The sequence below is a fragment of the Methylobacterium sp. AC690 genome (genome assembly GCF_979256535.1).
Window position 1 is genome coordinate 12,708 of the sequence record NZ_CEEDOX010000005.1, and the last position, 21,134, is coordinate 33,841.

Annotated in this window: 25 protein-coding genes; 10 read left to right on the top strand and 15 right to left on the bottom strand. The window is 72.1% G+C overall.

Features of this window, described 5'->3' with window-relative positions; all coding sequences use genetic code 11:
* Positions 1–14 precede the first annotated feature (14 nt).
* The 5 genes from AC0IY1_RS07070 to AC0IY1_RS07090 form a co-directional block, all read right to left on the bottom strand.
* On the bottom strand, positions 15–770 hold the full coding sequence (locus AC0IY1_RS07070) for an ABC transporter ATP-binding protein (RefSeq protein ID WP_055951466.1): 756 nt from the start codon (positions 768–770) through the stop codon (positions 15–17).
* The gene (locus AC0IY1_RS07075) at positions 767–1,018 is read right to left on the bottom strand and encodes a hypothetical protein (RefSeq protein WP_471768693.1); all 252 of its coding nucleotides are present in this window, start codon (positions 1,016–1,018) and stop codon (positions 767–769) included. The genes AC0IY1_RS07070 and AC0IY1_RS07075 overlap by 4 nt, the downstream gene beginning before the upstream one ends.
* 10 nt (positions 1,019–1,028) lie before the next feature.
* A complete protein-coding gene (locus tag AC0IY1_RS07080; RefSeq protein ID WP_055951472.1) occupies positions 1,029–1,478 on the bottom strand; it encodes a cupredoxin domain-containing protein in 450 nt (149 codons plus the stop codon).
* 117 nt (positions 1,479–1,595) lie between these two features.
* On the bottom strand, positions 1,596–2,606 hold the full coding sequence (locus tag AC0IY1_RS07085; RefSeq protein ID WP_471768695.1) for a YVTN family beta-propeller repeat protein: 1,011 nt from the start codon (positions 2,604–2,606) through the stop codon (positions 1,596–1,598).
* Between the two features lie 159 nt (positions 2,607–2,765).
* Positions 2,766–4,007, bottom strand: coding sequence for an ABC transporter substrate-binding protein (locus AC0IY1_RS07090; RefSeq protein WP_471768697.1), 1,242 nt, complete (start codon positions 4,005–4,007; stop codon positions 2,766–2,768).
* A gap of 245 nt (positions 4,008–4,252) precedes the next feature.
* On the opposite strand from AC0IY1_RS07090, the gene AC0IY1_RS07095 reads away from it, so the two are divergent.
* The 7 genes from AC0IY1_RS07095 to AC0IY1_RS07125 all read left to right on the top strand — a co-directional run bounded on the left by AC0IY1_RS07095 (position 4,253) and on the right by AC0IY1_RS07125 (position 10,071).
* Positions 4,253–4,783 (top strand): DUF3280 domain-containing protein, encoded by a 531-nt coding sequence (locus AC0IY1_RS07095; RefSeq protein ID WP_471768699.1) that lies wholly within the window; start codon positions 4,253–4,255, stop codon positions 4,781–4,783.
* Between the two features lie 187 nt (positions 4,784–4,970).
* Positions 4,971–5,714, top strand: coding sequence for a (5-formylfuran-3-yl)methyl phosphate synthase (locus AC0IY1_RS07100; protein WP_471768701.1), 744 nt, complete (start codon positions 4,971–4,973; stop codon positions 5,712–5,714).
* Positions 5,714–6,325: an amino acid kinase family protein gene (locus AC0IY1_RS07105; protein ID WP_471768703.1), complete on the top strand. Its 612-nt coding sequence runs from the start codon at positions 5,714–5,716 to the stop codon at positions 6,323–6,325. The genes AC0IY1_RS07100 and AC0IY1_RS07105 overlap by 1 nt, the downstream gene beginning before the upstream one ends.
* A complete protein-coding gene (locus tag AC0IY1_RS07110) occupies positions 6,322–7,914 on the top strand; it encodes a DUF6513 domain-containing protein (protein WP_471768704.1) in 1,593 nt (530 codons plus the stop codon). Before AC0IY1_RS07105 ends, AC0IY1_RS07110 begins: the two co-directional genes overlap by 4 nt.
* Before the next feature lie 4 nt (positions 7,915–7,918).
* The gene (locus AC0IY1_RS07115; RefSeq protein WP_055951487.1) at positions 7,919–8,515 is read left to right on the top strand and encodes a DUF447 domain-containing protein; all 597 of its coding nucleotides are present in this window, start codon (positions 7,919–7,921) and stop codon (positions 8,513–8,515) included.
* A 30-nt stretch (positions 8,516–8,545) separates the two neighbouring features.
* Positions 8,546–9,082 (top strand): SRPBCC family protein, encoded by a 537-nt coding sequence (locus AC0IY1_RS07120; protein ID WP_055951490.1) that lies wholly within the window; start codon positions 8,546–8,548, stop codon positions 9,080–9,082.
* 74 nt (positions 9,083–9,156) lie between these two features.
* A complete protein-coding gene (locus tag AC0IY1_RS07125) occupies positions 9,157–10,071 on the top strand; it encodes a beta-propeller fold lactonase family protein (protein WP_471768851.1) in 915 nt (304 codons plus the stop codon).
* A gap of 221 nt (positions 10,072–10,292) precedes the next feature.
* On the opposite strand, the gene AC0IY1_RS07130 is transcribed toward AC0IY1_RS07125, so the two are convergent.
* Both AC0IY1_RS07130 and AC0IY1_RS07135 read right to left on the bottom strand, forming a co-directional pair.
* On the bottom strand, positions 10,293–11,207 hold the full coding sequence (locus AC0IY1_RS07130; protein WP_471768706.1) for an alpha/beta fold hydrolase: 915 nt from the start codon (positions 11,205–11,207) through the stop codon (positions 10,293–10,295).
* Between the two features lie 128 nt (positions 11,208–11,335).
* Complete coding sequence (locus tag AC0IY1_RS07135) at positions 11,336–12,256, bottom strand: LysR substrate-binding domain-containing protein (RefSeq protein ID WP_471768707.1); 921 nt, start codon at positions 12,254–12,256, stop codon at positions 11,336–11,338.
* A 102-nt stretch (positions 12,257–12,358) separates the two neighbouring features.
* On the opposite strand from AC0IY1_RS07135, the gene AC0IY1_RS07140 reads away from it, so the two are divergent.
* Positions 12,359–12,805: a cupin domain-containing protein gene (locus AC0IY1_RS07140; RefSeq protein ID WP_471768708.1), complete on the top strand. Its 447-nt coding sequence runs from the start codon at positions 12,359–12,361 to the stop codon at positions 12,803–12,805.
* A 187-nt stretch (positions 12,806–12,992) separates the two neighbouring features.
* Here the strand turns inward: AC0IY1_RS07140 and AC0IY1_RS07145 are convergent, their stop codons facing one another.
* Entirely contained in the window at positions 12,993–13,193 is a 201-nt protein-coding gene (locus AC0IY1_RS07145) for a hypothetical protein (RefSeq protein WP_055951500.1), read from the bottom strand.
* A gap of 91 nt (positions 13,194–13,284) precedes the next feature.
* Positions 13,285–14,316 carry a hydantoinase/oxoprolinase family protein gene (locus AC0IY1_RS07150; RefSeq protein ID WP_471768710.1) on the bottom strand — a complete coding sequence of 344 codons (1,032 nt, stop codon included), beginning with the start codon at positions 14,314–14,316 and terminating at the stop codon, positions 13,285–13,287.
* Between the two features lie 68 nt (positions 14,317–14,384).
* On the opposite strand from AC0IY1_RS07150, the gene AC0IY1_RS07155 reads away from it, so the two are divergent.
* Positions 14,385–15,068 carry a HisA/HisF-related TIM barrel protein gene (locus tag AC0IY1_RS07155; RefSeq protein ID WP_471768711.1) on the top strand — a complete coding sequence of 228 codons (684 nt, stop codon included), beginning with the start codon at positions 14,385–14,387 and terminating at the stop codon, positions 15,066–15,068.
* Positions 15,069–15,313: 245 nt separating this feature from the next.
* On the opposite strand, the gene fae is transcribed toward AC0IY1_RS07155, so the two are convergent.
* The 5 genes from fae to AC0IY1_RS07180 all read right to left on the bottom strand — a co-directional run bounded on the left by fae (position 15,314) and on the right by AC0IY1_RS07180 (position 19,866).
* Positions 15,314–15,826: a formaldehyde-activating enzyme gene (fae, locus tag AC0IY1_RS07160; protein WP_055951505.1), complete on the bottom strand. Its 513-nt coding sequence runs from the start codon at positions 15,824–15,826 to the stop codon at positions 15,314–15,316.
* A gap of 247 nt (positions 15,827–16,073) precedes the next feature.
* Positions 16,074–16,919 (bottom strand): triphosphoribosyl-dephospho-CoA synthase, encoded by an 846-nt coding sequence (locus AC0IY1_RS07165; RefSeq protein ID WP_471768713.1) that lies wholly within the window; start codon positions 16,917–16,919, stop codon positions 16,074–16,076.
* A complete protein-coding gene (locus AC0IY1_RS07170) occupies positions 16,916–17,827 on the bottom strand; it encodes an ATP-grasp domain-containing protein (protein ID WP_471768714.1) in 912 nt (303 codons plus the stop codon). Before AC0IY1_RS07170 ends, AC0IY1_RS07165 begins: the two co-directional genes overlap by 4 nt.
* 186 nt (positions 17,828–18,013) lie before the next feature.
* Positions 18,014–19,000: a methenyltetrahydromethanopterin cyclohydrolase gene (mch, locus tag AC0IY1_RS07175; RefSeq protein WP_471768716.1), complete on the bottom strand. Its 987-nt coding sequence runs from the start codon at positions 18,998–19,000 to the stop codon at positions 18,014–18,016.
* The gene (locus tag AC0IY1_RS07180) at positions 18,997–19,866 is read right to left on the bottom strand and encodes an ATP-grasp domain-containing protein (RefSeq protein ID WP_471768717.1); all 870 of its coding nucleotides are present in this window, start codon (positions 19,864–19,866) and stop codon (positions 18,997–18,999) included. Before AC0IY1_RS07180 ends, mch begins: the two co-directional genes overlap by 4 nt.
* Here AC0IY1_RS07180 and AC0IY1_RS07185 point away from each other — a divergent pair.
* Entirely contained in the window at positions 19,843–20,202 is a 360-nt protein-coding gene (locus tag AC0IY1_RS07185; protein WP_471768719.1) for a hypothetical protein, read from the top strand. The two genes, AC0IY1_RS07180 and AC0IY1_RS07185, sit on opposite strands and share 24 nt — an antisense overlap.
* On the opposite strand, the gene AC0IY1_RS07190 is transcribed toward AC0IY1_RS07185, so the two are convergent.
* Positions 20,172–21,065: an NAD(P)-dependent methylenetetrahydromethanopterin dehydrogenase gene (locus tag AC0IY1_RS07190; RefSeq protein ID WP_471768720.1), complete on the bottom strand. Its 894-nt coding sequence runs from the start codon at positions 21,063–21,065 to the stop codon at positions 20,172–20,174. The two genes, AC0IY1_RS07185 and AC0IY1_RS07190, sit on opposite strands and share 31 nt — an antisense overlap.
* Positions 21,066–21,134 lie beyond the last annotated feature (69 nt).

Sequence of the window (21,134 nt, forward strand, 5' to 3'; positions counted from 1 at the left end):
ATCCGTGGGCGTGCTCATGCGGCCTGCCGCGCGGGTTCGGCGACGAGGCGGCGGAAGGCCGCCTCCAGGGTCTCGTCGCCCTGCGCGATGGAGCCGGCGGTGCCGCGGGCGACGATGCGGCCCCGGTGCAGCACGACCGCGTCGTCGCCGGCGTCGATCTCCTCGAAGATGTGGGTGGCCCAGAGCACCGACAATCCCTCCTCCCGCACCAGGGCGCGGACGATGGCGACGATGTCGGCGCGCGATTCGAGGTCGAGGCCGACGGTGGGCTCGTCGAGGAGGAGGAGCCGGGGCTCGTGCACCAGGGAGCGGGCGATCTCGATGCGCCGGGACTGGCCGCCGGAGAGGGTCCGCACCTTGTCGTCGCGCCGGTCGCTCAAGCCCACGCGGTCGAGCAGCGCGGTGATCCGCGCCTTGGCGGCCTTGCGGGCGATGCCGTGCAGGCTGGCGTGGTAGAGCAGGTTCTGCGCGACGGTGAGGTCGGTGTCGAGGGTGCGGGCCTGGAACACCACGCCGAGGCGGGCGAGGGCCCGGCTCGGTTCCCGGTCCAGGGCATGGCCGAGGATCGAGACCTGGCCGTCCTGGTTCGAATACAGCCGGGTGATCACCGAGAACAGGGTCGTCTTGCCGGCCCCGTTCGGCCCGAGCAGGGCGGTGAAGTGCCCGCGCGCGACGCTCAGGGAAACGTCGGACAGGGCCGCCCGCGCGCCGAAGCGGTGGCTGACATGGGCCACATCGAGGGCGGGACTCGCACGCTCTCCGGAACTCATGGCTTCAAGGCCCGCTCGGCGTCGCCGACCGCGTCCAGGCACTCGTCGAATTCGCCCTCCCCCATCTCGCGCTCGGCCACCCGCAGGGCCTTCTTGAGCTTGGGTTGGACCGCCTCCGGGGCGGGCTTGGCGAGTTCGGCCTGGATCATCGCGATGCCCTCCACGCAGGCGGCCTTGTCGTCCGCCAGGGCGGCGACGCTCCCGAGGGCGAGGAGGACGGAGAGGGCGAGTACCGGGGGCGCGCGCATCACGGGGGTCCTACTTCACGGTGAACTTGCCGGTCATGCCCTTGGATTCGAGGCCATGGACCGACCAGGGATACTCGCCGGGCCGGATGGCCACGAACTCGATCGCGATCTCGCCCGGATCGTCGAATTCGAAATGGTCCGGCGGGCCGCTGCCGTGGATCTCCAGGTGCTGAATCACGATCTGGTTGAACCAGATGTTGCGGAAGAACTCGGTGGCGTAGAACTTGTACTCCTGCCGGCCCTTGGCGACGATCCGCAGGCGATAGGCCTTGCCGGATTCGAGCTCGATCTCCTTGTTCTCCACGACGAAGTCGTTGCCCTCCTCGTTGCCGAGGACGAGGTCGGGCAGGTTCTGACGCTTCTTCGTCAGGTCGAGGGCCTGGGCCGGCGCGATCCAGGCGGGGCCGCCGGCGAGGATCGCCGCCAGGGCGAGGGCGGTGCGCCGCATCGTCCGCTTCATGTGTTGTCCTCCCGTTTGCCGCCCCGGGGCGGTGCCGCCTTGGGGGGTGCCGCCTTGGGGCGGTCGTTGCTGGCGCTCTGGCGCTGGCCCCTCCCCGCGGAGGGAGGGGCCCGTGCCCTAGTTCGGCGAGACCGTGACCCCCCAGGGCAGAAGCCCCACGGGGATGCTCTTCACCACCTTCTCGGCCGCCACGTCCACGACCGAGATGTCGTTCGAGGAGCCGTTGGTGGAGAACAGCAGCTTCTGGTCCGGGGTGAAGGCGAGCTGCCAGACGCGCTGGCCCACGGGGAGGTACTTCTCCACGGCGTAGGACTTGGCGTCGATCACCGCGATGCGGTTGGCCGGGCCGAGCGCCACGAAGGCTTTGCTGCCGTCCTTGGTGATGCGGATGCCCACGGGCTGGATCGCCTCGTCGTTCACGCTGGGAATCTTGAAGGTGATCTTCTTGATGACCCGGCGCGCGGCGACGTCGATGACGCTGATGGTGCCGCCCACTTCGGCCGAGACCCAGAGATACTTCCCGTCCGCCGTGAACTCGGCGAAGCGCGGGCGGGCATCGACCAGCACGTTGTCGATCACCGCGAAGGTCGTGGTGTCGATGAAGTGGGCCATGTTGGTGGTCTCGGAGGTGTTCACCAGGATCTTGCCATCCGGCGACAGGCCCATGCCCTCGGGCTCGACGCCCACCGGCACCTCGGCCATGACCTTGTTCTTCTCGATGTCGATGACGGTGACCTGGCTGTCGTCCTCGTTGGCGACGTAGAGCAGGTTGCCCTGGGGGCCGAGGATGAACTGCTCCGGGTCTGGCCCCGAGCGCAGGGAGCGCACGACCTTGCCGGTGCTGGTGTCGAGCACGTCGATGCGGTCGTCGTCGCTGGCGCAGACGAACAGCTCCTTGCCGTCCCGGCTGGTGGTGACGCCGCGCGGGCGGCGGCCGACCTTCCAGGTCCCGGTCACCGCCATCGTCTCGGTGTCGATGACGCTGACCGAGTTGCCCTTCTCGTTTGTGACGTAGACCGTGTAGGCCTGCGCCGGGCTGGCCAGCGAGAAGCCGGCCAGGACGGTGCCGGCCAGCAGCGCCAGGCCCAGTACCGATCCGGACACGTGTGCCCTGTCGCCGCGGCTCATGGGGTTCCTCCTCGGGGCCATCGCTGTCTCGTGCGCGATTGATTGGGCGTTACTATAGTGCAGCCCCGTCTCACGGGGAGCGCGGGACCGCAAGCGGGCGGGAGACCGTGTTGCCGCAGGCGGCCCGGCGGATCCGGGCCTCGCGCGAACGTGACGGGATCAATCGGGGAACTTGCAGGTCGTCTCCGGTAGGTCGATGCCGAGGGTGTCGAGGGGCGTGCGCTGGTGCGTGAAGCCCTGCTCGGGCGCCACCGAGACCATGGCCTTGGGCTGCACCACGATGATGGGCTGGCGCAGCTGGTGATCCCAGGGGCGGTAGCTGAGGGAGACGCCCTTGTAGGCCGGCAGGCTGAAACCCGGGTCGGCGAAGTAGGGCGCGAGCACCGCCGGGTCGGCGGTCTTCTTCTGGGTCGCCGCCTCGCCCACCGAGCGCACCGCCGCCCAGGCCTGGTAGTCGAGGGGCCGCATCAGCCGCCCCGCCTGCCGCCGGAAGCGGTTCTGCGCCTGGGCCGCGCCCCAGGTCTCCAGCATCGGGTGCCAGGTGGTGGCGATCAGCCCCTGCGTGCCGGCCACGGGGCGCGGGTCGACGGTGCGGAACGGAACGTAGTCGCCCCAGTCGCCGGCCTCGTCGGCCACCACCGCGATGTCGTAGTCGAGCCCCCGGGTGAACACCATCGCCTCGGACCGGGTCGGGGTGTCGCCCCGCGCCTTGGCCAGGGGGCCGAAGGTCCAGGGCTTCTCGGCGTTGATCTTCAGGGCGAATTTCCGGGCGGCGTTCTTGAACGCGTCGGCGTAGAGGCGGTCGTTCTCCCCCGGTCCGACGATGAGGAACATCTTGCGCCAGCGCATCAGCGTGAAGAACTGCGCCAGGGCATCCGTCTGCATCGCCCGGCTCGGCAGGACGTGGAAGACGTTGCGGCGGCAATCGGCCCCGCGTAGGCGGTCGTCGGGGGCGGCGATGTTGAAGATCGTGACGCCCTGCCCCTTCAGCGCATCCGTGATGGCGAGGAGTTCGGCCGCCGGCAGCGCCACCACGAGGTAGCGGATGCCCCGCCCCGCGAGGTCCCGGGCCGCCGCCACCCCATCCTTGTCCCCCGCCTTGTCCCCCGCGAGGGCGACCTCGTCGAGGACGTAGGTCTGCTTGGTGAAGCGACCGGTGTTGTTGTTGTCCTTGACCGCCATCCGGGCGCCGGCGACGCCCTCGTCCTCCGGCACCGCCTCGGCGTCGTAGGAGGAGGGCGCGGGCTCGGGCCGGTAGATCAGGCCGATATGCGTCTCGCTCGGAGCGATCCCCGGCGCGGCGGGAGGCGTGGCCGGCTCCTGTGCCGAGGCCGGGGCGAGGCCGCACAGCCCGAGGCTGAGGGCGAGCGGGGCGAAGAGGAGGCGTGCGGGGCTGAGCATGTGGCCGGGAGGCTAACAACATTGCGCCGCCGCGCTCAATCGCGGATTGCTAAGCGGTTCTTAAGGGCGCCCCGCCGAAACCTTGCGCCGACCTCGCGACGGCGCGGCGGCATTTGCGCGCCGGGCCGTTTCCGGGCAGATCTCGCGGAACTGAGGCACCGGCGGGATCACACGGGCGCCCGGCGCGTTCCCGTGATCCGTTCCCGCGGTCCTTCCGTCCCCGCCCCCAGCGGAGAGCTTCGCCCATGGCCCCGTCCCCGATCCGCGCCGTGCGCGGGCTCGCCCTCGCCGCCCTCCTCGCCACCGGCGTTCTCGCGGGTCCCGCCCGGGCCGCGCCGGAGAAGGCCGCGATCTTCGGGGTCGAGTTGTTCGATCCCGGCGTGGTCGGCGGTCGCAAGGCCCGGCCGGACGAGGTGCGGCGTCTCGGCCTCGTCACCGACGAGCTGCGCAAGGCCCTGGCCGACAGCGTCGAGCCCGTGGATGTCGCCCCCCAGGCGGCCGAGATCGCCAAGCAGGCGCCCCTCTACAAGTGCGACGGCTGCGCCGCGACCATCGCCAAGACCCTCGGGGCCGACCTCGCGGTCAGCGGCTACGTCGAGAAGGGCTCCAACCAGATCTTCAACCTCACCGTCACCATCGCGGAGGCCGCCACCGGCAAGGTCATCCGGGGCGGCCGGGTGGTGATCCGCGCCGACACCGACGACACCTGGGCCCATGCCATGCGCTGGGTGGTGAAGAACCGCCTCCTCACCGAGCCCTTGCCGAACCGTTCCTGACCGGGCGGCGTTTCGAGAGACGGGGATTTCCCTTATCCCCGCCCATGCGCTAGGTCCGCGTTCAGGCCGGAAGCGCCAGCTTGAGGCCGAACTTGCCCCGGCCGCGCCACCCTGGGCGCGGCGCTTCCCGACCCGGGCGTCGTCGATGGCCTCCTCCCGAGGCCCCGAGCAACCGAAACCCGCGCTGATGTCCGTGCCCCGCGTGTCCCGATCCTTCGATCTCCGGTCCTTCGACGCCGACGCGCCGGCGCCGCGGCTCCTCGTGAGCGTGCGGAACGCGGACGAGGCGGACCTCGCGACCGGCGCGGGCGCCGACCTCGTCGATGCCAAGGACCCCGAGCGCGGGGCGCTGGGGGCCCTCCCCGCCGCGACCGTCCGCGCCATCGTGGCGCAGGTGGGCGGCCGCACCCTGGCCAGCGCCGTGGCGGGCGAGCCGGACCGCGCGGCCCTGGTTCCCGCCATCGCCGCCATGGCGGCCACCGGCATCGACGTGGTGAAGGTGGCCGTGGGGGACGCCGTGTCGGCGGACGACCTCGCCCGGGCCGCCGAGGCGGCCTCCGGACGCCTGATCGCCGTGCTGTTCGCGGAGGCCGGCGATGCCGCCGCCCTCGTGCCGCGCCTGCGCCGGGCCGGCTTCCTCGGTGCGATGATCGACACCGCGGGCAAGGACGGGCGCCGGCTCACCGACCACCTGACCCTGCCGGCGCTGGCGGCGTTCACCCGCGCCTGCCGCGATCACGGCCTGATCTCGGGCCTCGCCGGCTCCCTGGCCCTCTCCGACATCGCCGTCCTGGCCCCCCTCGGGCCGCATTACCTCGGCTTCCGCGGCGGCCTCTGCGGCGCCGGCGACCGGCGTCAGGCCCTCGATCCCGTCCGGGTGGCGGAGGCCGTGCGCCTGATCCGCGCCTCGGCCCGGCGGGACGCCGCCTGATGCGGAAACCGGCCGCCCCGATCGTGGTGAAGCTCGGCGGCAGCCTCGTCGCCGACGCGCCCCGCCTGCGGGCCTGGCTCGCGCACCTCGCCGACGGCGCCGCGGGGCCCTGCGTCGTCGTCCCCGGGGGCGGACCCCTCGCCGAGGCGGTGCGCACATCCCAGGCGGCCCTCGGCTTCTCCGACGCCCTCGCCCACCGCCTCGCCCTCGACGCCATGGGCCGCATGGCCGAGATCTTCTCGGCGCTCGAGCCGCGCCTCGTACCCGCCCGCGCGCCGGAGGACCTCGCGGCCCTCCTGGCGTCCGGGCTGGTCCCGGTCTGGGACCCGGCCGACCTGAAGGCCGGCCACCCCGACATCCCCGAGACCTGGGACGTCACCTCCGACAGCCTCGCCCTCTGGCTCGCCGCCGCGATCGGCGCGTCGCGCTGCTGCCTGGTGAAGTCCGCCGACCGGCCGGCAGGGACGACGGACTGGGCGGATCTCGCCGCGAGCGGCCTCGTCGACGCGGCCTTCCCGGTTTTCGCGGCCCGCTATGCCGGGCCCATCGCCATCCTGGGGCCCGGCGCGGCCTGTCCGCCCGCGGCCGCCTCCGAAAGGGCCGCCGCATGAGCGCGCCCGAGCACCTCGTCTTCATCACCGGCCGCATGGCCAAGGCGCGCCTGGAGAAGGTTGCCGCCACCCTGCCGCCGGAGCGCTACGCCTGGAGCATCGCCGATGCCGGCGTGAAGGTCGCTGCGCTGATGACGGAGGAGATCATCCGCCGCCGGGTGACGATTCCGGACGGGGCCAGCCGCATCATCCTGCCCGGGCGCTGCCGGGCCAACCCGGAGGCGCTGGCGGCGCATTTCGGCCTGCCGGTGGAGCGCGGCCCCGACGAGATCGTCGACCTGCCGGCCTATCTCGGGCTCGCCGGGCGCACGGTCGATCTCTCCCGCCACGACCTGCGCATCTTCTCCGAGATCGTCGACGCCTCGAAGATGACGCCCGAGCAGATCCTGGCGAAGGGCCTCGACCTCGCCCGGCGCGGGGCCGACGTGATCGATCTCGGTGGCCTGCCGGACACCGACTTCCCGCATCTCGAGGCGTGCGTACGGCTGCTCAAGGGCGCCGGGCTCAAGGTCAGCGTCGATTCGTTCTCCCTCGACGAGCTGACCCGGGGCGCCCGGGCGGGGGCCGACTACCTGCTCAGTCTCAACGAGCAGACCCTCGACCTCGCCTTCGAGACCGACGCCGTGCCGGTCCTGGTGCCGGTGCGTCCCGACGACCTGGCCTCCCTCGATCGCGCCATCGAGCGCATGGAGAAGGCGGGGCGGCCCTACATGGCCGACCCGATCCTGGAGCCGATCCATTTCGGCTTCGTCGAGTCGATCGCCCGCTACCACGAGACCCGGCGGCGCTGGCCCGGCATCGAGATGATGATGGGCACCGGCAACCTCACCGAGCTCACCGAGGCCGACAGCCTCGGCGTCACCGCCCTCCTGGTCGGGATGTGCTCGGAGCTCGCCATCCGCAACGTGCTCATCGTCCAGGTCTCGAACCACACCCGCCGGACGGTGGAGGAGCACGACGCCGCACGCCGGGTGATGTTCGCGGCCCGCGCCGATTCGGCCCTGCCCAAGGGCTACGGCCGCGCCCTGCTGGCGCTCCACGACAAGCGGCCCTACGTGCAGACCCCGGACGAGATCGCGGTGCAGGCGGCCGAGGTGAAGGACCCGAACTACCGCATCGCCGTGGCGGAGGACGGGATCCACGTCTTCAACCGCGACATCCACGCGATCGGCACCGACGCGATGGCGTTCTTTCCCGACCTCCAGAGGACCGGCACCGTGGGCAGCGACGGCGCCCACGCCTTCTATCTCGGCGGCGAGCTGACCAAGGCCGAGACCGCCTGGCGGCTGGGCAAGCGCTACGTCCAGGACGAAGCCCTGGCCTGGGGGGCGGCCGCCGACGCCGCGGTGGAGGACACCACGGCCTTCAAGAAGGCCGGGCACACGAAGCATTCCGGCTCGGCCGCCGCCGAGATCGCGGCCCGCGACGCCACGCCGCCCGAGGCCGGGGCGGTCGCGCCCGAGACGACGGGACCCGGCGAGACCGGGGCCGGCGACGCGGTGTCGGAGACCCCCCCGGAGGGCGGCGGCCGCATCGTCTGCGGCAAGTTCGTGCCCGACGCGCCGCGCGCCGCGACGGGAAAGGCGTGACCCCATGCCCCTGATCCTCGAGACCGTCGTCACCACCACCGACCGCGCCGGCGCGCTGCACCTGGTGCCGTTCGGGCTGATCCAGGACGGCGCGGACTGGATCCTGGCGCCGTTCCGGCCCTCCCCCACCATCCGCAACCTCGCCGACAATCCGGTCTTCGCCGCCTCCAGCCCCAGCGACGTGCGGGTGATCGCCGGGGCCGTCACCGGGCGGCGCGACTGGGCGACCGTGCCCTGCGCGCGGATCCCCGGCCGGCGCCTCGCCGAGAGCTTCGGCCATGCCGAGTTCGAGGTCGCCGCCGTCGAGGACGATCCCGTGCGACCTCGCTACCGGGGACGGATGGTCCACGCGGCGGCACACGTGCCGTTCTTCGGCTACAACCGGGCGCAGGCGGCGGTGCTGGAGGCGGCGATCCTCTCCACCCGGCTGCACATGCTGGAGCCTGACAAGATCCTGACCGAGATGCGCTACCACGCCATCGCGATCGCCAAGACCGCCGGGCCCGCCGAGCGCGAGGCCTGGGACTGGATCGAGGACAAGGTGGCCGCGGCCCTCGGCCGCGACGACCGCATCCTCGAGCGTTCCCCCCCAGCACCCTAGAACGTGCTTTCCCGAGGAGACGAAGACCCGATGAAGTTTCTCACTCTGACGACCGTGGCGGCCTTCGCCCTGGTGTCGTTCGGCGCCCAGGCGCACGGCCCGACCCGCAAGAAGGTCGAGGAGACCGTCGAGATCAACGCGGCCCCGGACAAGGTCTGGGCCGTGATCGGCAATTTCCAGGACATGAGCTGGCTGCCGCCGGTCGAGAAGACCGAGGGCAAGGGCGGCAACGAGATCAAGGCCACCCGCACGCTGACGCTCAAGGGCGGCGCCACGGTGGACGAGGAACTGTACAAGTACTCCGCCGAGAAGATGAGCTACTCGTACCGGATCACCAAGGTCGACGTGAAAACCCTGCCGGTGAACGACTACTCCTCCACCATCAAGGTCGAGGATGCCGGCGGCGGCAAGTCCAAGGTGGCCTGGGACGGCGCGTTCTACCGCGGCTACATGAACAACGATCCGCCGCCCGAGCTGAACGACGAGGCCTCGCAGAAGGCCGTGCGCGGCCTCTACCGCACCGGCCTCGACGCCCTGAAGGCCAAGCTCGAGAAGAGCGGTTCTTGATCGCATCGCGAACGGGGACGGGCCGGCACTTCGCCGGCCCCTTCCGCCCCGGCGTCCCGGGGTTTGGCCTCCCCCTGCTCGGCCTGCTGCTGCTCGGCGCCCCGGCCCGGGCCGATGAGGCCCTCGTCACCGCGCAGGGCGCCAACACCCTGGCGATCGTCGATCTCGAGGCGGGCAGCGTCGCCGCCCAGATCCCGATCGACGGCGCGCCCGCCGGCATCGCCCTCTCTCCCGACCGCCGCACGGCCTTCGTCACCCGCCCCGAGGGGCCGGGCCTCGCCGTGGTCGATCTTGACACCCGTACCGTGACGGGCACCCTCGCCCTGCCCGGCGGCCCCCTCGGCATCGCGGTCAATCCGAAATCCGGGGCGGTCTACGTCGCCGACTGGTACGGCAGCCGCATCTTCGTCGTCTCGCCGGACGGTGCGCGCCTCGACACCGAGATCCAGGTCGGCGCCTCGCCCTCCGGCATCGCCGTGACCCCCGACGGCGCCACCCTGCTGGTGGCGAACCGCGAGGGGGATTCGGTCTCGGTGGTGGACGTCGCCACGGCCCGGGAACTCCAGAAGATCCCGGTCGGCCAGCATCCGTTCGGCATCACCCTCGATGCCGAGGGGGGCCGCGCCTACACGGCCAACGTGACCTCGAACGACGTCTCGGTGATCGACGTGCCCGGCCGGCACGAGATCGGCCGGGTGACCACGGGCGAGCGGCCCTACGTCATCGCCCTCGCGGGTCCGCGCGGCTTCGTCACCGACCAGTATTCGGGCACCGTCACGGTGTTCAACCTGAAGACCCTCACCAACGTCGCGGCGATCGAGGTCGGCGATCACCCGGAGGGCATCGCCGCCTCTCGCGATGGCCGCACCCTGACGGTGGCGAACTGGGGCTCGAACACCCTGAGCCTGATCGACGCGACCACCCTGAAAGTGACGGGCGAGATCAAGGTCCCGGACGGGCCGCGGTCCTTCGGGGATTTCCTGCGGTGAGGGTCGGAGGCTGGGGACGCCGCGCGTGAAGGGCCGGCGCGTGTCGCGCGCGGACCCGGGCCTTTCGCCCCGGAGCGGACGTCCCGCCCGCGACCCGACCGCGCCGTTCGGCCCCGACGCCACCGGTCCGAGCGCGGCCGTCGATGCTTCTGCCCGGGTCCTCCGCGTATGGCCTGGTCCACGTGAGGTCGGTGCCGATCGCACGGACCGTGACTCCGCCCTCAACGGGTTCGGGCGTTCCTCTGCGTTTCGACGCCAGGTCTATCGAGGAAGGCGATGATGCTGTCAGCGACCGCCTGAGGGGCCTCGCGGGCGGGGAAATGGCCGACACCGTCCAGAACGACCCGCTGGTAGCCGTTCGCGAAAGAGCGCGCTTGGCCTTCCGACTCTCCCGGCGGGTCGCATCGATCCGCACCGCCCTGGATCATGAGCGTGGGCACCTGGAGGAGGTCCGTCGCGTCGACTGCGTCGCGCAGGGACGTGTAGCGCGGGTCGAGTTTCTCCGGCTTCCAGCGGCTCCGATAGCCATGGAGCGTGATGGCGACCCAGTCCGGATTGCGGAAACTGCCCGCCACGGCCGCGAACACCGCGTCGTCGAACCAACCCGTCGGTCCCCACGTGTCCCACTGGATGCGCGCGAAGCGTTCCGGATCGTCCCGTACCGCCGCCGCGCCCGCGTCGGTCGTCATGAACCACTGGTACCACCAGCGTCGGCTCTGCTCGAACGACGGCGTGGCGAAGCGCCCGCGCGGCGCATAACCGATCGCAAGCGACGTGATCGAGGACACCCGCTCCGGCGCGAGCGCCGCCAGGATGTAGGCCGCCCGGCCGCCCCAGTCGTGGCCGACAACCGCGCAGCGGTTCCAGCCGAGCGCGTCCATCAGATCGAGAGCGTCCCGGGCGATCGCCACGCCGGTCCCGTCGCGGGGGGATTGGTCAGCAAGAAAGCGTGTCGGCCCGAAGCCGCGAAGCCAGGGGGCGACCCAGCGATAGCCTTTCTGCTCCAAGAGCGGGGCGACGCCGCGCCAGCCGGTGGCATCATCCGGCCATCCGTGCAGGAGCAGAATCGGTCGACCGTCCCGAGGGCCTCCGCTCTCGAAAGCGATGTCGAGGAGTTCGGTCTGGATATGGTCCACCGCAGTGCTCCGTATTCCGCACGAGTGAATTGCCCCGGCAGCGGCCGACCGCCGGGAGCAGGTATCGTCCAGGCATCCCGCGGATCAGGGCTGCGAGAAACCACCGGCGACGACGATGTCCGTGCCCGTCACCCCGGTGTGCCGCCGAAGTCGGGATGACCGGCGAAGGCGGCCGCCAACAGGGTCACAAAGCTGCGCACCTTGCTGGCGATGTTGCGGTTGGCCGGATAGGCGGCGTGCACCGGGATGACCGGCAGATTCCAGTCTGTCAGAACCGGGACGAGCGCGCCCGCGCGGATTGCCGGACCGACCACGAAGGCGGGCTCCAGCGTGATGCCCGCCCCGGCCAGGGCGGCGGCCAGCAGCGTCGGGCCGTTGTTGCACTCCAGAAGGGGCCGGATCGGGAAGTCGGCCACCGCACCGTCCCGCTCGAACCGCCACTTGCGGCCCCAGCGCAGCGCGGAGAAATGAAGGCAGGCATGGGTCGCGAGGTCCTGCGGTATCGCCGGCGGGCCGCGGCGGGCGAGATAGGCCGGAGATGCGCAGGCGATCAACGGGGACGTACCGATCTGCCGCGTAACCAGCGTCGGCTCGACCGCGAGCGCACCGCGGATCGCCACGTCGAAACCCTCCCCGATCAGGTCCACGGCATCGGTGGACAGCTGAAGGTCGATCGACACGGCCGGGTTCTCGGCGAGGAAGCGCGCGACCACCGGGGCGACATGATCGGGGCCGAGGTCCGGAGGGGCTGCGATCCGCAGGCGGCCGACCGCCTCGGTCTGGAAGGCCGTCGCCGCTTGCCCGGCAGCCCGCACACGATCCTGGATGTCGGCGAGCGCCTCCCGGTAGACCGTCCCGGCTTCCGTCAGCCGCACGGCGCGCGTGGAGCGTTGCAGCAGCTGGACGCCCAACCGCGTCTCCAAGGCGCGGATCTGCGCACCGACCGCGGAACGCCCCATCTCCAGGTCGTTGGCTGCCGCCGTGAAGCTTGCGCGCTCGGCAACGGCAAGGAACGCCATGATCCCGGCCAATGGATCGGTGGTCTTCATATGTCCACCCATGCGCCAACCGATGTACGATCATCGATCTTATCGCGGCGGATCGCAATCGGTAGCTCTGGGGAACCCCAACCCGACCGACAGGACGTTCGCATGGCCGCTGCCCTCTGGTTCACCACCGCCCGCCTGACCATCCATCTGTCGCAGAACGACAATGCCGATGGGCTTACGCTGATCGAGCACCACATGATGCAGGGCTTTGCCGTGCCGCTGCATGTCCATCAGGACGAGGATGAAAGCTTCTACATCCTGCAGGGCGAGGTCCGCATGCAGATCGCCGACGAGGTTCGTCGCCTGACACCGGGCGACGCGATCACGGTCCCGGGTGGAACGCCGCACTCGTTCCGGGTCGTCTCGCCCGAAGCGCGCTTCCTGTCGATGACGACGGGTGGGTTCGAGGCGATGATCCGCAGCCTGGCCCGGCCGGCGGAAACAGACGGCCTGCCGCCCCAAGCCGAGCCGACCGACGCGGAGGTCGCGGCGCTGGTCGCGGCCTGTGCTGCGCACGGCATCGCGTTTCAGGGACCTGCGGTCGCGTGAAGCGCCGGGTGGCGGCTCGTGCGGATCGCCTTTCCAGAAGGCGCCAGTCCGGAAGCCACGCCACCCGGACGGAGCGCATCCTCGACCAAGCTGCCGCGAGGCGGACCTTTCGAGAGGCTCGGAAGGGGCGCAAGCGGACGGAACCGCGCTGTCGGGCTCCGGCCACGCGAGCCTGCGCCCCCTGCCCTCACGCCGCCGCGGGCGGCTCCGGAGATTCGGGCTCCTCCGGCGAGTTCAGGATGTCCTCGAGTTCGTCCACCAGCATGTCTATCTGGTCCGACGTCGCCAGCACCCGCAGGGTCTGGCCGGATTCGGTGGCGAGGGCCAGCTCGATGCCGCCGCCGGAACGGCTGGCGAGGATGCGGGCGAGTTTCTGCGGCGTGCTCATGCGCGGGGTCTCTCTCCAGGAACTTGCGTCGGCCAGGAACTCGGGTCGGCCAAAAACTCGGGTGGGCCAAAAACTCGGGTGGGCCAGGATTTCAGGTGGGATCGGCCGCCAGCAGCGCCACGGCGACGGCGGGGCCGCAGGTGGAGGCCCAGTCGGCCCCGGCCTCGGCGAGGTGGCCGGCGATGAGGTCGGTGAAGGCGTGGGCCGGCCGGCCGAGGCGCGCGGCCAGGCGTTCGGCCAGGAAGCGGCCGGCGCCGCACACCACCACGGGCGCTCCGTCGGGCAAGGCCTGGCGGGACAGCACCAGGGCGGCCGAATCGTGCAGTAGCCGGAGCTGCCGTTCGGCGAAATGGGCCGCCAGGGCGCGCCACTCGGCGGCGCTGCCCTCGTCGCGGTCGCGCCCGACGATGCGGGCGAGGCGGGTCTCGCTCTCGGGGATCGACTTGCCCTTGAGGTCGACGCTGTGCTGCTGGTCGGCGCCCTCCGGCAGGTCGCCGAGGATGCGGTGGATGTCGGCGGCCGTGGCGAAGGTCTCGGCCATCAGCCCGGTGCGCCGGCCCCGGAACGGGGCGTGGTCGGCCAGCGCCACGAGATGCGAGCGCACCACGCCGGTATAGACGAGTTCCCCCGTCTCCAGGCGCTCGGCGTCGCTGTAGCCGGCCGCCACCGGCGCCCCGGCCGCGATCGGGATCAGGTCGGCCGTGGTGGAGCCGATATCGACGAGGAGCCCGTCGGCGACGTGGCGGCCGATCAGGGCCGCGGTGGCGTGCCAGTTCGCCGAGGCGATGTCGCCGGCCTGCGCGGCGGCGGCTTCCGGGGCGAGCAGGCCGGAACGGCCGCCGTAGATCCGCACCCGGCCGCTGAGATGAGCCTCGGCCCAGGCGGAGATCTGCCGCACACCGTCGGTGCGGCCGGCGAAGCAGTCGGTGAGTTCCCCCGTCATGGTGACGACGTGGTCGGCCGTGTCCCGCGCCCAGTCGGGCAGCTGCGCCAGGGTTTCGTCGAGGGCGGGCAGCCCGCGCCAGAGGCGGCAGGGCGCCTGGACCACGGCGACCACGCGGCGATCGCGGACCAGGGCCGCCTTGACATGGACCCCGCCGAGATCCCAGCCGATCACCGGCATGTCGGGAAATGCGGCGGGAGATCCGGATGGTGGTGTCACGGGCGGGCCTGAACGCGGGAGGAAGCCGAATGGCGGACGAATTCGAGATCATTCCAGTGCTCGACCTGCGCCACGGAGCCGTGGTGCGGGCGCGGGCCGGCGACCGCGCCTCCTATGCCCCGATCGTCACGCCCTTGGCAAAGGGGTCGGCGCCGGCGGACGTGGCCCGCGGGCTCCTGGCGGCGGTGGCGGCGCGGATCCTCTACGTGGCGGACCTCGACGCGATCGTCGACGGGGCGGCCCCCGATCGGGCGAGCCTCGCCGCCATCGCGGAGGCCTGTCCCGGCACCACCCTGTGGGTTGATGCGGGATTCGCCGATGCGGCCGGGGTCGAGGCCTTCCTCGAGACCGGGCTCGGCCGGCCGGTGATCGGCAGCGAGAGCCAGGCGGATGCCGGACTCGTCCGCGCCCTGGGCGCGCGGGCGGTGTTCTCCCTCGACACGCGGGAGGGCGAGCGCCTCGGGCCTTCCAGCCTGCACGACACGCCGGCGCACTGGCCGCCCGACGTCATCGTGATGACCCTCGGGCGGATCGGCGTCGGGGCGGGTCCGGATCTCGACCGTCTGGCGGCGGTGGCGGCGGCGAGCCCGGCGACCCGCCTCTACGCGGCGGGCGGGGTGCGGGGCCCGGCGGATGTGGAGGTCCTGCGCCGCCGCGGTGTCGCCGGCGCCCTGGTGGCCTCGGCCATCCATGACGGGGCGCTGCGCGGCTGACGGGTTGCCCAAAAGAGAGGGGCGGCCTTCGGGCCGCCGGGTATCCAACGAAGAGAGGCGGCCCGAAGGCCGCCGCGTATCCAACGAGGAGGGGCGGCCCGAAGGCTGCCGGGTATCCAAACGAAGAGGGGCGGCCCGAAGGCCGCCCCGTGTCGTGTTCATCGTCCGAGGAAGATGGAAGCCAGTCGCTGGAGCAGGCCCCGCGGTGCGGGCGGAGGCGCGCTCTGCCCAGGACTGCCCCCGATCTAAGCGTTCGACGCGAAGGGGTGCGAAGCGGAGTTGCGCTGCTCGGTGACGACGGCGGCGGTGGGCTCGCCCTTGACGGCGCGCTCGATGGAGAGCTTCACGGCGTCGTAGTTGTACTTCTGGATCTTGGCGTCGTCGGCCGCTTCCCAGTGGATGAACACGCCGACCAGGATGAACAGGTCGTCGGCCTCGTCGGCGGGGATGATGCCCTCAGCCACGCAATCCTGAACGGCCTTGGCGACGCCGTGCTGGGCGGGGCCGAACATCTGGACGGCCTGACGGGCGTCGTTGATGGTGACCTTGTTGAACATCAGGGTGTTCGGCTTGCAGGGCAGGTTCGGCGCGATGACCGCGAGCAGGCTGGTGAAGCCGTGCTTGTTGTTCACGAGGCCGTTGCAGAACGCGGCTTCGGCCGGCGAACCGCGCGGTCCGATGATGAGATCGATGTGGGCGACCTCGTTGCCATCACCGACGAGGGCCTCGCCGACCATAACCTTGTTGATCTTCGCCATGTGGGGTTTCTCCCAAAGTCTTGAAAAGACGTGGCCGCTCCCGAGCTCAGGGGGCGGCCGGCAGCTATCCTTGTTCACGGCGTCCAGTCCATCGAGGGACCGGACCGGTTAGCCCGGATCGCGGCGCGGACCCTACTCTGGGGCCTTGCCGGGAACAACCCTGCGCAGGCCGGTCGGCCTGGCAATTTATTCATCGGTGGATGGAACCTTCGTTTGAAGCCCCGAAAACCTGTCCAAGGGGCCGGGATCAGGCCTCGGCCCGGAGAAGACGGTCGAGGAACAGCGTCGCCACCGTGAAGTCCGCGCTGGTGCCCGGATTGAGCCGCTCCGCCTTCCAGGCGCGGTCCCGGTCCAGCAGGGCGTCCACCGGGGCCGCGCCGAGGTCGAGGGCCAGCAGCGCCTCGGCCTCGGCGCGCAGGGCCTCCGCGCGGTCGGGGCCGTGCTTGCGCGCCACGTGGCTGTCGGGCACCCGGGCGAGATAGGCGAGATACAGGGCGGTGGTGCACCAGGGGGGGCTGAGATCCCGCGCCCGGGCCGCCGCCAGGGCCGGCAGGCCGATCGCGAACAGGTCGGCGAATCCCGTCCCGTAGGCCCGCGCGATGGCGTCGCGCGGGGCGGCCTCCGCCATGGCGGCCCGGAGCGAGGCGGGGCCTTGTGGATCGGGACCCTGCGAATCGGTGACGTCGTGACGCTCGGCCCGGCCGAGGCCGCCCGGATTGGCCCGCCGGATCGCCGCGAAGACGTCGCGGGCATCGGCTGCGTCGAAGCCGTCGAGAACGGTGGCGAGGGCGGCGCGCAGCGGACCGGCCGTCTCCGCCGCCCGGGCGAGGGGCGCGCACAGGAGCACGATGCCCAGGTTGGTGTTCTGGCCGACGCGGTCCATCGTCGCCGCGACGGCCCGGAGCACGCGCCGGCCCACCGGCGCACCCGCCTCGGCCAGGGCCGGGGCCGAGACCTCGGCGCTCGTCACGAAATCCGCCACCGCCATGCGGTGGCCGTCGGCGAAGGCGTGGACGTTGCCGGGCTTCAGGGCGTCGAGCTCGTCGAGGCAGCTCGCCCGGTAGGCGGCGGCGACGGCCCCGGGCGCGATCATCCGAGGGCCGCGACGAGGCGGGGCGGACGGGCGGCCCGCACGGCGTTGAGGAAGCCGCGGGCGACCGCGAGGGCGATGTCGACCTCGGTCACCTGCTGCAGCCCGGACCAGGCCGGCATCGAGTTCACCTCCAGCACGAGGTAGCCCCCCTGCCCGTCCTCGACGAGGTCGATGCCGGAATAGTCGACGCCCACCGCCGCGGCGGCCCGCTCGGCGAGCTCGGCCGCGGCGGGCGGCATCGTCCAGGCCAGGGGCCGGCCCCCGCGATGGACGTTGGTGATCCAGCCGTCGCCCTCGCGGATCATGCCCGCGATGGCGCGGCCCTCGCAGACGAAGACCCGGTAGTCGCGCCAGAGACCGTCGCTGCGGGCGATGTAGCGCTGGAGATAGTAGACCCGCGACACCGCCTCCTCGTCCGGCAGGTCCTCCGGGCGCTCGATCAGCTGGAGGCCCTCGCCCTGCGAGCCGAAGAGCGGCTTGAGCACCAGGGGACGCCCGGGGCGGGCCTCCCGGGCCACGACCTCGGCGGCGGCGTCCCGCTTCGAGAGCACGAAGGTCTCCGGGGTGGGCAGGCCGGCCCGGTCGATGAGCAGGCTCGTCATCGCCTTGTCGACGGAGCGCTCGATCGCGCTCGGGGAATTCCACACGGTCGTGCCGCTGGCCACCAGGGCGTGCAGCACGCCCAGGCGCATGGTGGTGGCCTCGAAGGTGCCGCCCGCGATGGTGCGCAGCAGGACGCCGTCCGGCAGGGTCTCGAAGCCCGGCACCCGCAGGGGCTCGGGGCCCCCCGTCACCACCGCGACGTCGGCCATCGAGAACAGCACCGGCGCGGCGCCGAGCTGTTCGAGGGCGGCCCGCAGGCGCGCCTTGTGCCAGTTGCCGTTGTCGGCCGCGAGCCCGATCCGCATTGTTCTCTGCCAACCTCGACGTCGATCGCTTCTTCCTGCCGCGGGAGAAGGTGGCCTTCCGCGGGAGAAGATGGCCCGCCAAGCGGGTCGGATGAGGGGAGCGCCCGTGTCGGGGAGGTTCCCCCTCCCCCACCTGCTCCGCAGGCCCCCTCCCCCGCGCCGGGGGGAGGGGTCACGACCGGCGCCTTACCGGAACGACGCCTCGACCAGCTCCGGCATCAGCTTGCCGCCGCGGAAGCTCTTGCCGGTGGTGACGGAGGTGACGATGACCTCGGCGGGGCTGAAGAGCGCGCCGTCGATCTTGTAGAAGTCGCCGTTCACCCGGGCGAAGATGTCGGCGAAGGGCGCGCCGTGATCGGCCGAGTTCGACGACGGGACCTGCTCGGCGAGCTGCTGGGCGTCGGCGTCGTCGGCCTCCACGAAGAGCTGCACGCGGCCGCCGTAGATGATGGCGTCGTTGGTGCGGCCCATGGCCTGGATGAAGTCCGGGTGCTGGGGCGAGAGCGGGGCGGAGCCGATGCCGTCGACGATCTTGTGCAGGTCGAAGCCGACGGTGTGGGCCTTGTGCAGGGCGACCTCGAGGACGCGGGCGACGACCTGGGTCGAGCCGGCCAGGCTCTGGGTCGGGGCGTAGATGAAGGTCAGCTGCTCGGGCGCCAGGCCGGTGGCCTCGGACACCTTGGCGATGACGGAGGCCGGCGGGCCGCCGGCCGCCTCGAGCACCAGGGCGGTCTGGGTCGCGCTGTCCTTGTAGCCGAGCTCGCCGTAGAGGTCCTCCACCACCGCGACGGCGCGGCCGGGGCCGGAGCCGAGGGCGAAGAAGCCCGAATCCCCGGTCTCGTCGGCCAGCGACCAGCCGGCATACTGGCTGCCGAGGCAGGCGATGACCGGATCGGCGGCGTGCACGATCACCGAGTAGGGCCAGGACGCGATCGGGCCCGACGGCGCGATCGAGACGGTGCCGAGGCCGCCGAGGCAGATCTCGGCGATGCGGCGCCCGGCCTCGATGGAGCCGCGCACGCTGGCGCCGGCATCGACCATGCGGGCGCCGTGCTCGGTGGTCACGGAGAGGCGCAGGGCCTCGGCATCGGCGACCAGCCGCTCCACCAGGGGGGCGGTCAGGGCGTTGACGCTCGGAAACGGGAATTTCGCGCCGCTCGGGCTGGTGGTCATGGGTGTCCCTCCGTCAGGGCGAGCAAGGTCCGCACTTCGGCGGCCCGGCCTCGCAACATCGCTCTCGTGGCGGCCGAGTCCGGCCCTGTGGCGAACAGGGTGCACAGCGGTGCGTGGCGCGCCACCATGGTGCCGGGTCTTGGGCGGTCGCGCACGAAATCCGGCCAGGAGATCGGCGGCATCGGCGCGTAGCCGCTGGCCGCGTAGCAGATTTCCGTCGCCGCCGCATCCATTGGTGCGGGTTCGGCCTCGGGCAGTCGGCCGAGGCTCGCCGCGATGTGCTGGGCGAGGAGGGGCGTCGGGCGCCGGTCGAGCACGTCGAGGGTGGCGCCCGGGCGCGGGTTGATTTCGGTAAGCCACCAATCCGGCCCGTCCACGAGGCAGTCGGCGCTGGCGAGCCCCGTGAGCCCGGTCGCCCGGGCGAGGCGCCCGATCCCGGCCGCGATCGCCGCCGCGTAGTCGGGCGCGAGCACCGGCGGCTCCCGGCGCGCCCGCTCCAGGGCGCCGGCATACCGGAAGGGCCGGAGGGGGGACGGGGCGCTCCACTGCTCGGTGACGCCCACCAGGCGGATCGCGACACCGTCGGCCAGGATCGCCAGGGACACGGCGCGTCCCGGCACCCGGGCCTGGAAGTAGGCCCCCGCCGGCGCGGGCCCGCCCGGCGCGCCGCGGATATGCGTGCCGCCCGATCCCCCTGCCCGCTTGAGGAGCCAGGCGGCCCGATCGGGCACCGGATCGCGGGTGACGGCCGGGTGCGGGACACCCTGCGCCCGGCAGAGCGCCGCGAAGGCGAAGGGGTCCTTCAGGGTGGCCACGCAATCCGGGCCGGCGCCGAGGAGGCGGTGGCGCTGCGCGATGGCCCGCATCAGGTCGGGGGCGGCCTCGAAGCCGCTGCCGAGGACGAGGCCGAGGGGCGTGCCCGCTGCCTCGGCCGCGAGGGAATCGAGCGCTTCGAGGACGGCGTCGCCGCCGAGGCGTCCGGCCCCGAACCGCCCGTCGGCCTGGCGATAGCCCGCGGCCAGGGCCCGGGTGTCGGCATCGCCGAACAGGTCGAGGACCAGGGGCGCCAGGCCGGCGCGCCGCGCCGCCTGGGCCAGGGCGCGGCCGGACTGGGCGGCGATGAGGAGGGGCCGGCCGGCGGGGGCCGGTGCCGTCCCCGAGGGGCCGGCCGTCAGCCCGCCACCTCGACCGCCAGGGTGTAGGCGTCGCGGAAGTCGAGGCAGAGCGGCGCGTCGGATTCCAGCATCCGCCGGAACAGGCGGGATTCGGTCTGGTATTTCACGTTGCCCACCGCGAGCGCGCCGATGCCGACGCCCCGGCCCGTCGGCAGGGGCACGTCGATGGCGTTGACGTCGATGCCGGCGATGCCGGCGGGCGGCACGGCGTTGACGTCGGAGGCCACGAGGAGCTTCGGGGCGGATTCGAGATCCTCGGCGGTGAGGATCGGGATGCCGGCCGGGCCGGCCGAGAGGATGACGTCGGCGTTGGCGATGGCGGCGCGCCGGGCGGCCACGGTGGAGCCGTCCACCGCCTCGACCTCGACGTCGAAGCGCCAGCGCATGGTGTTCGAGATCTTGCTGACGCGCTCCTCGCCGTCATGACCGACGAGGACGGCCTTGGCGCCGTGGAGCGCGCCGATCACCGCGGCGACGTAGGCGACGACGCCGGCACCGCCGAAGATGACGATGCGCTTGCCCTCGAGGCCGGTGTCGAACTTCGCCTTCAGGGCGCGGGTCACCTCGGCCACCATGGCGGCGCCGGTGGTGAAGGAGCCGGCCGGATCGGCGAAGATGTGGTTGGCGAAGGGAGGCACCAGGGCCTTCCTGGCCCGGTCCACCATGTCCAGGGCGTCCTCGGCGTTCTTGCCGCCGATGAAGATCCCGGTGCGCACGCCGTCCTGGGGCGCGCGCGAGAAGATCGAATCCTGGACCAGCGTCGTCACGTCGGCGAGCGTCGCATTCGTGTAGGTGGCGACGGTTTCGAAGCCCGCATCCACGGCCATGTTCACGTCGAACGGGCTCATGTGCTTCAGGGGCGTGATCATGTGCAGGATCGAGCGGGCCATCGTCGGACTCCCTTCGTGCTGTGACGCGGCCCGATCGTGCGCGGAGGCGTCGAATTGTCAAAGCCCGCC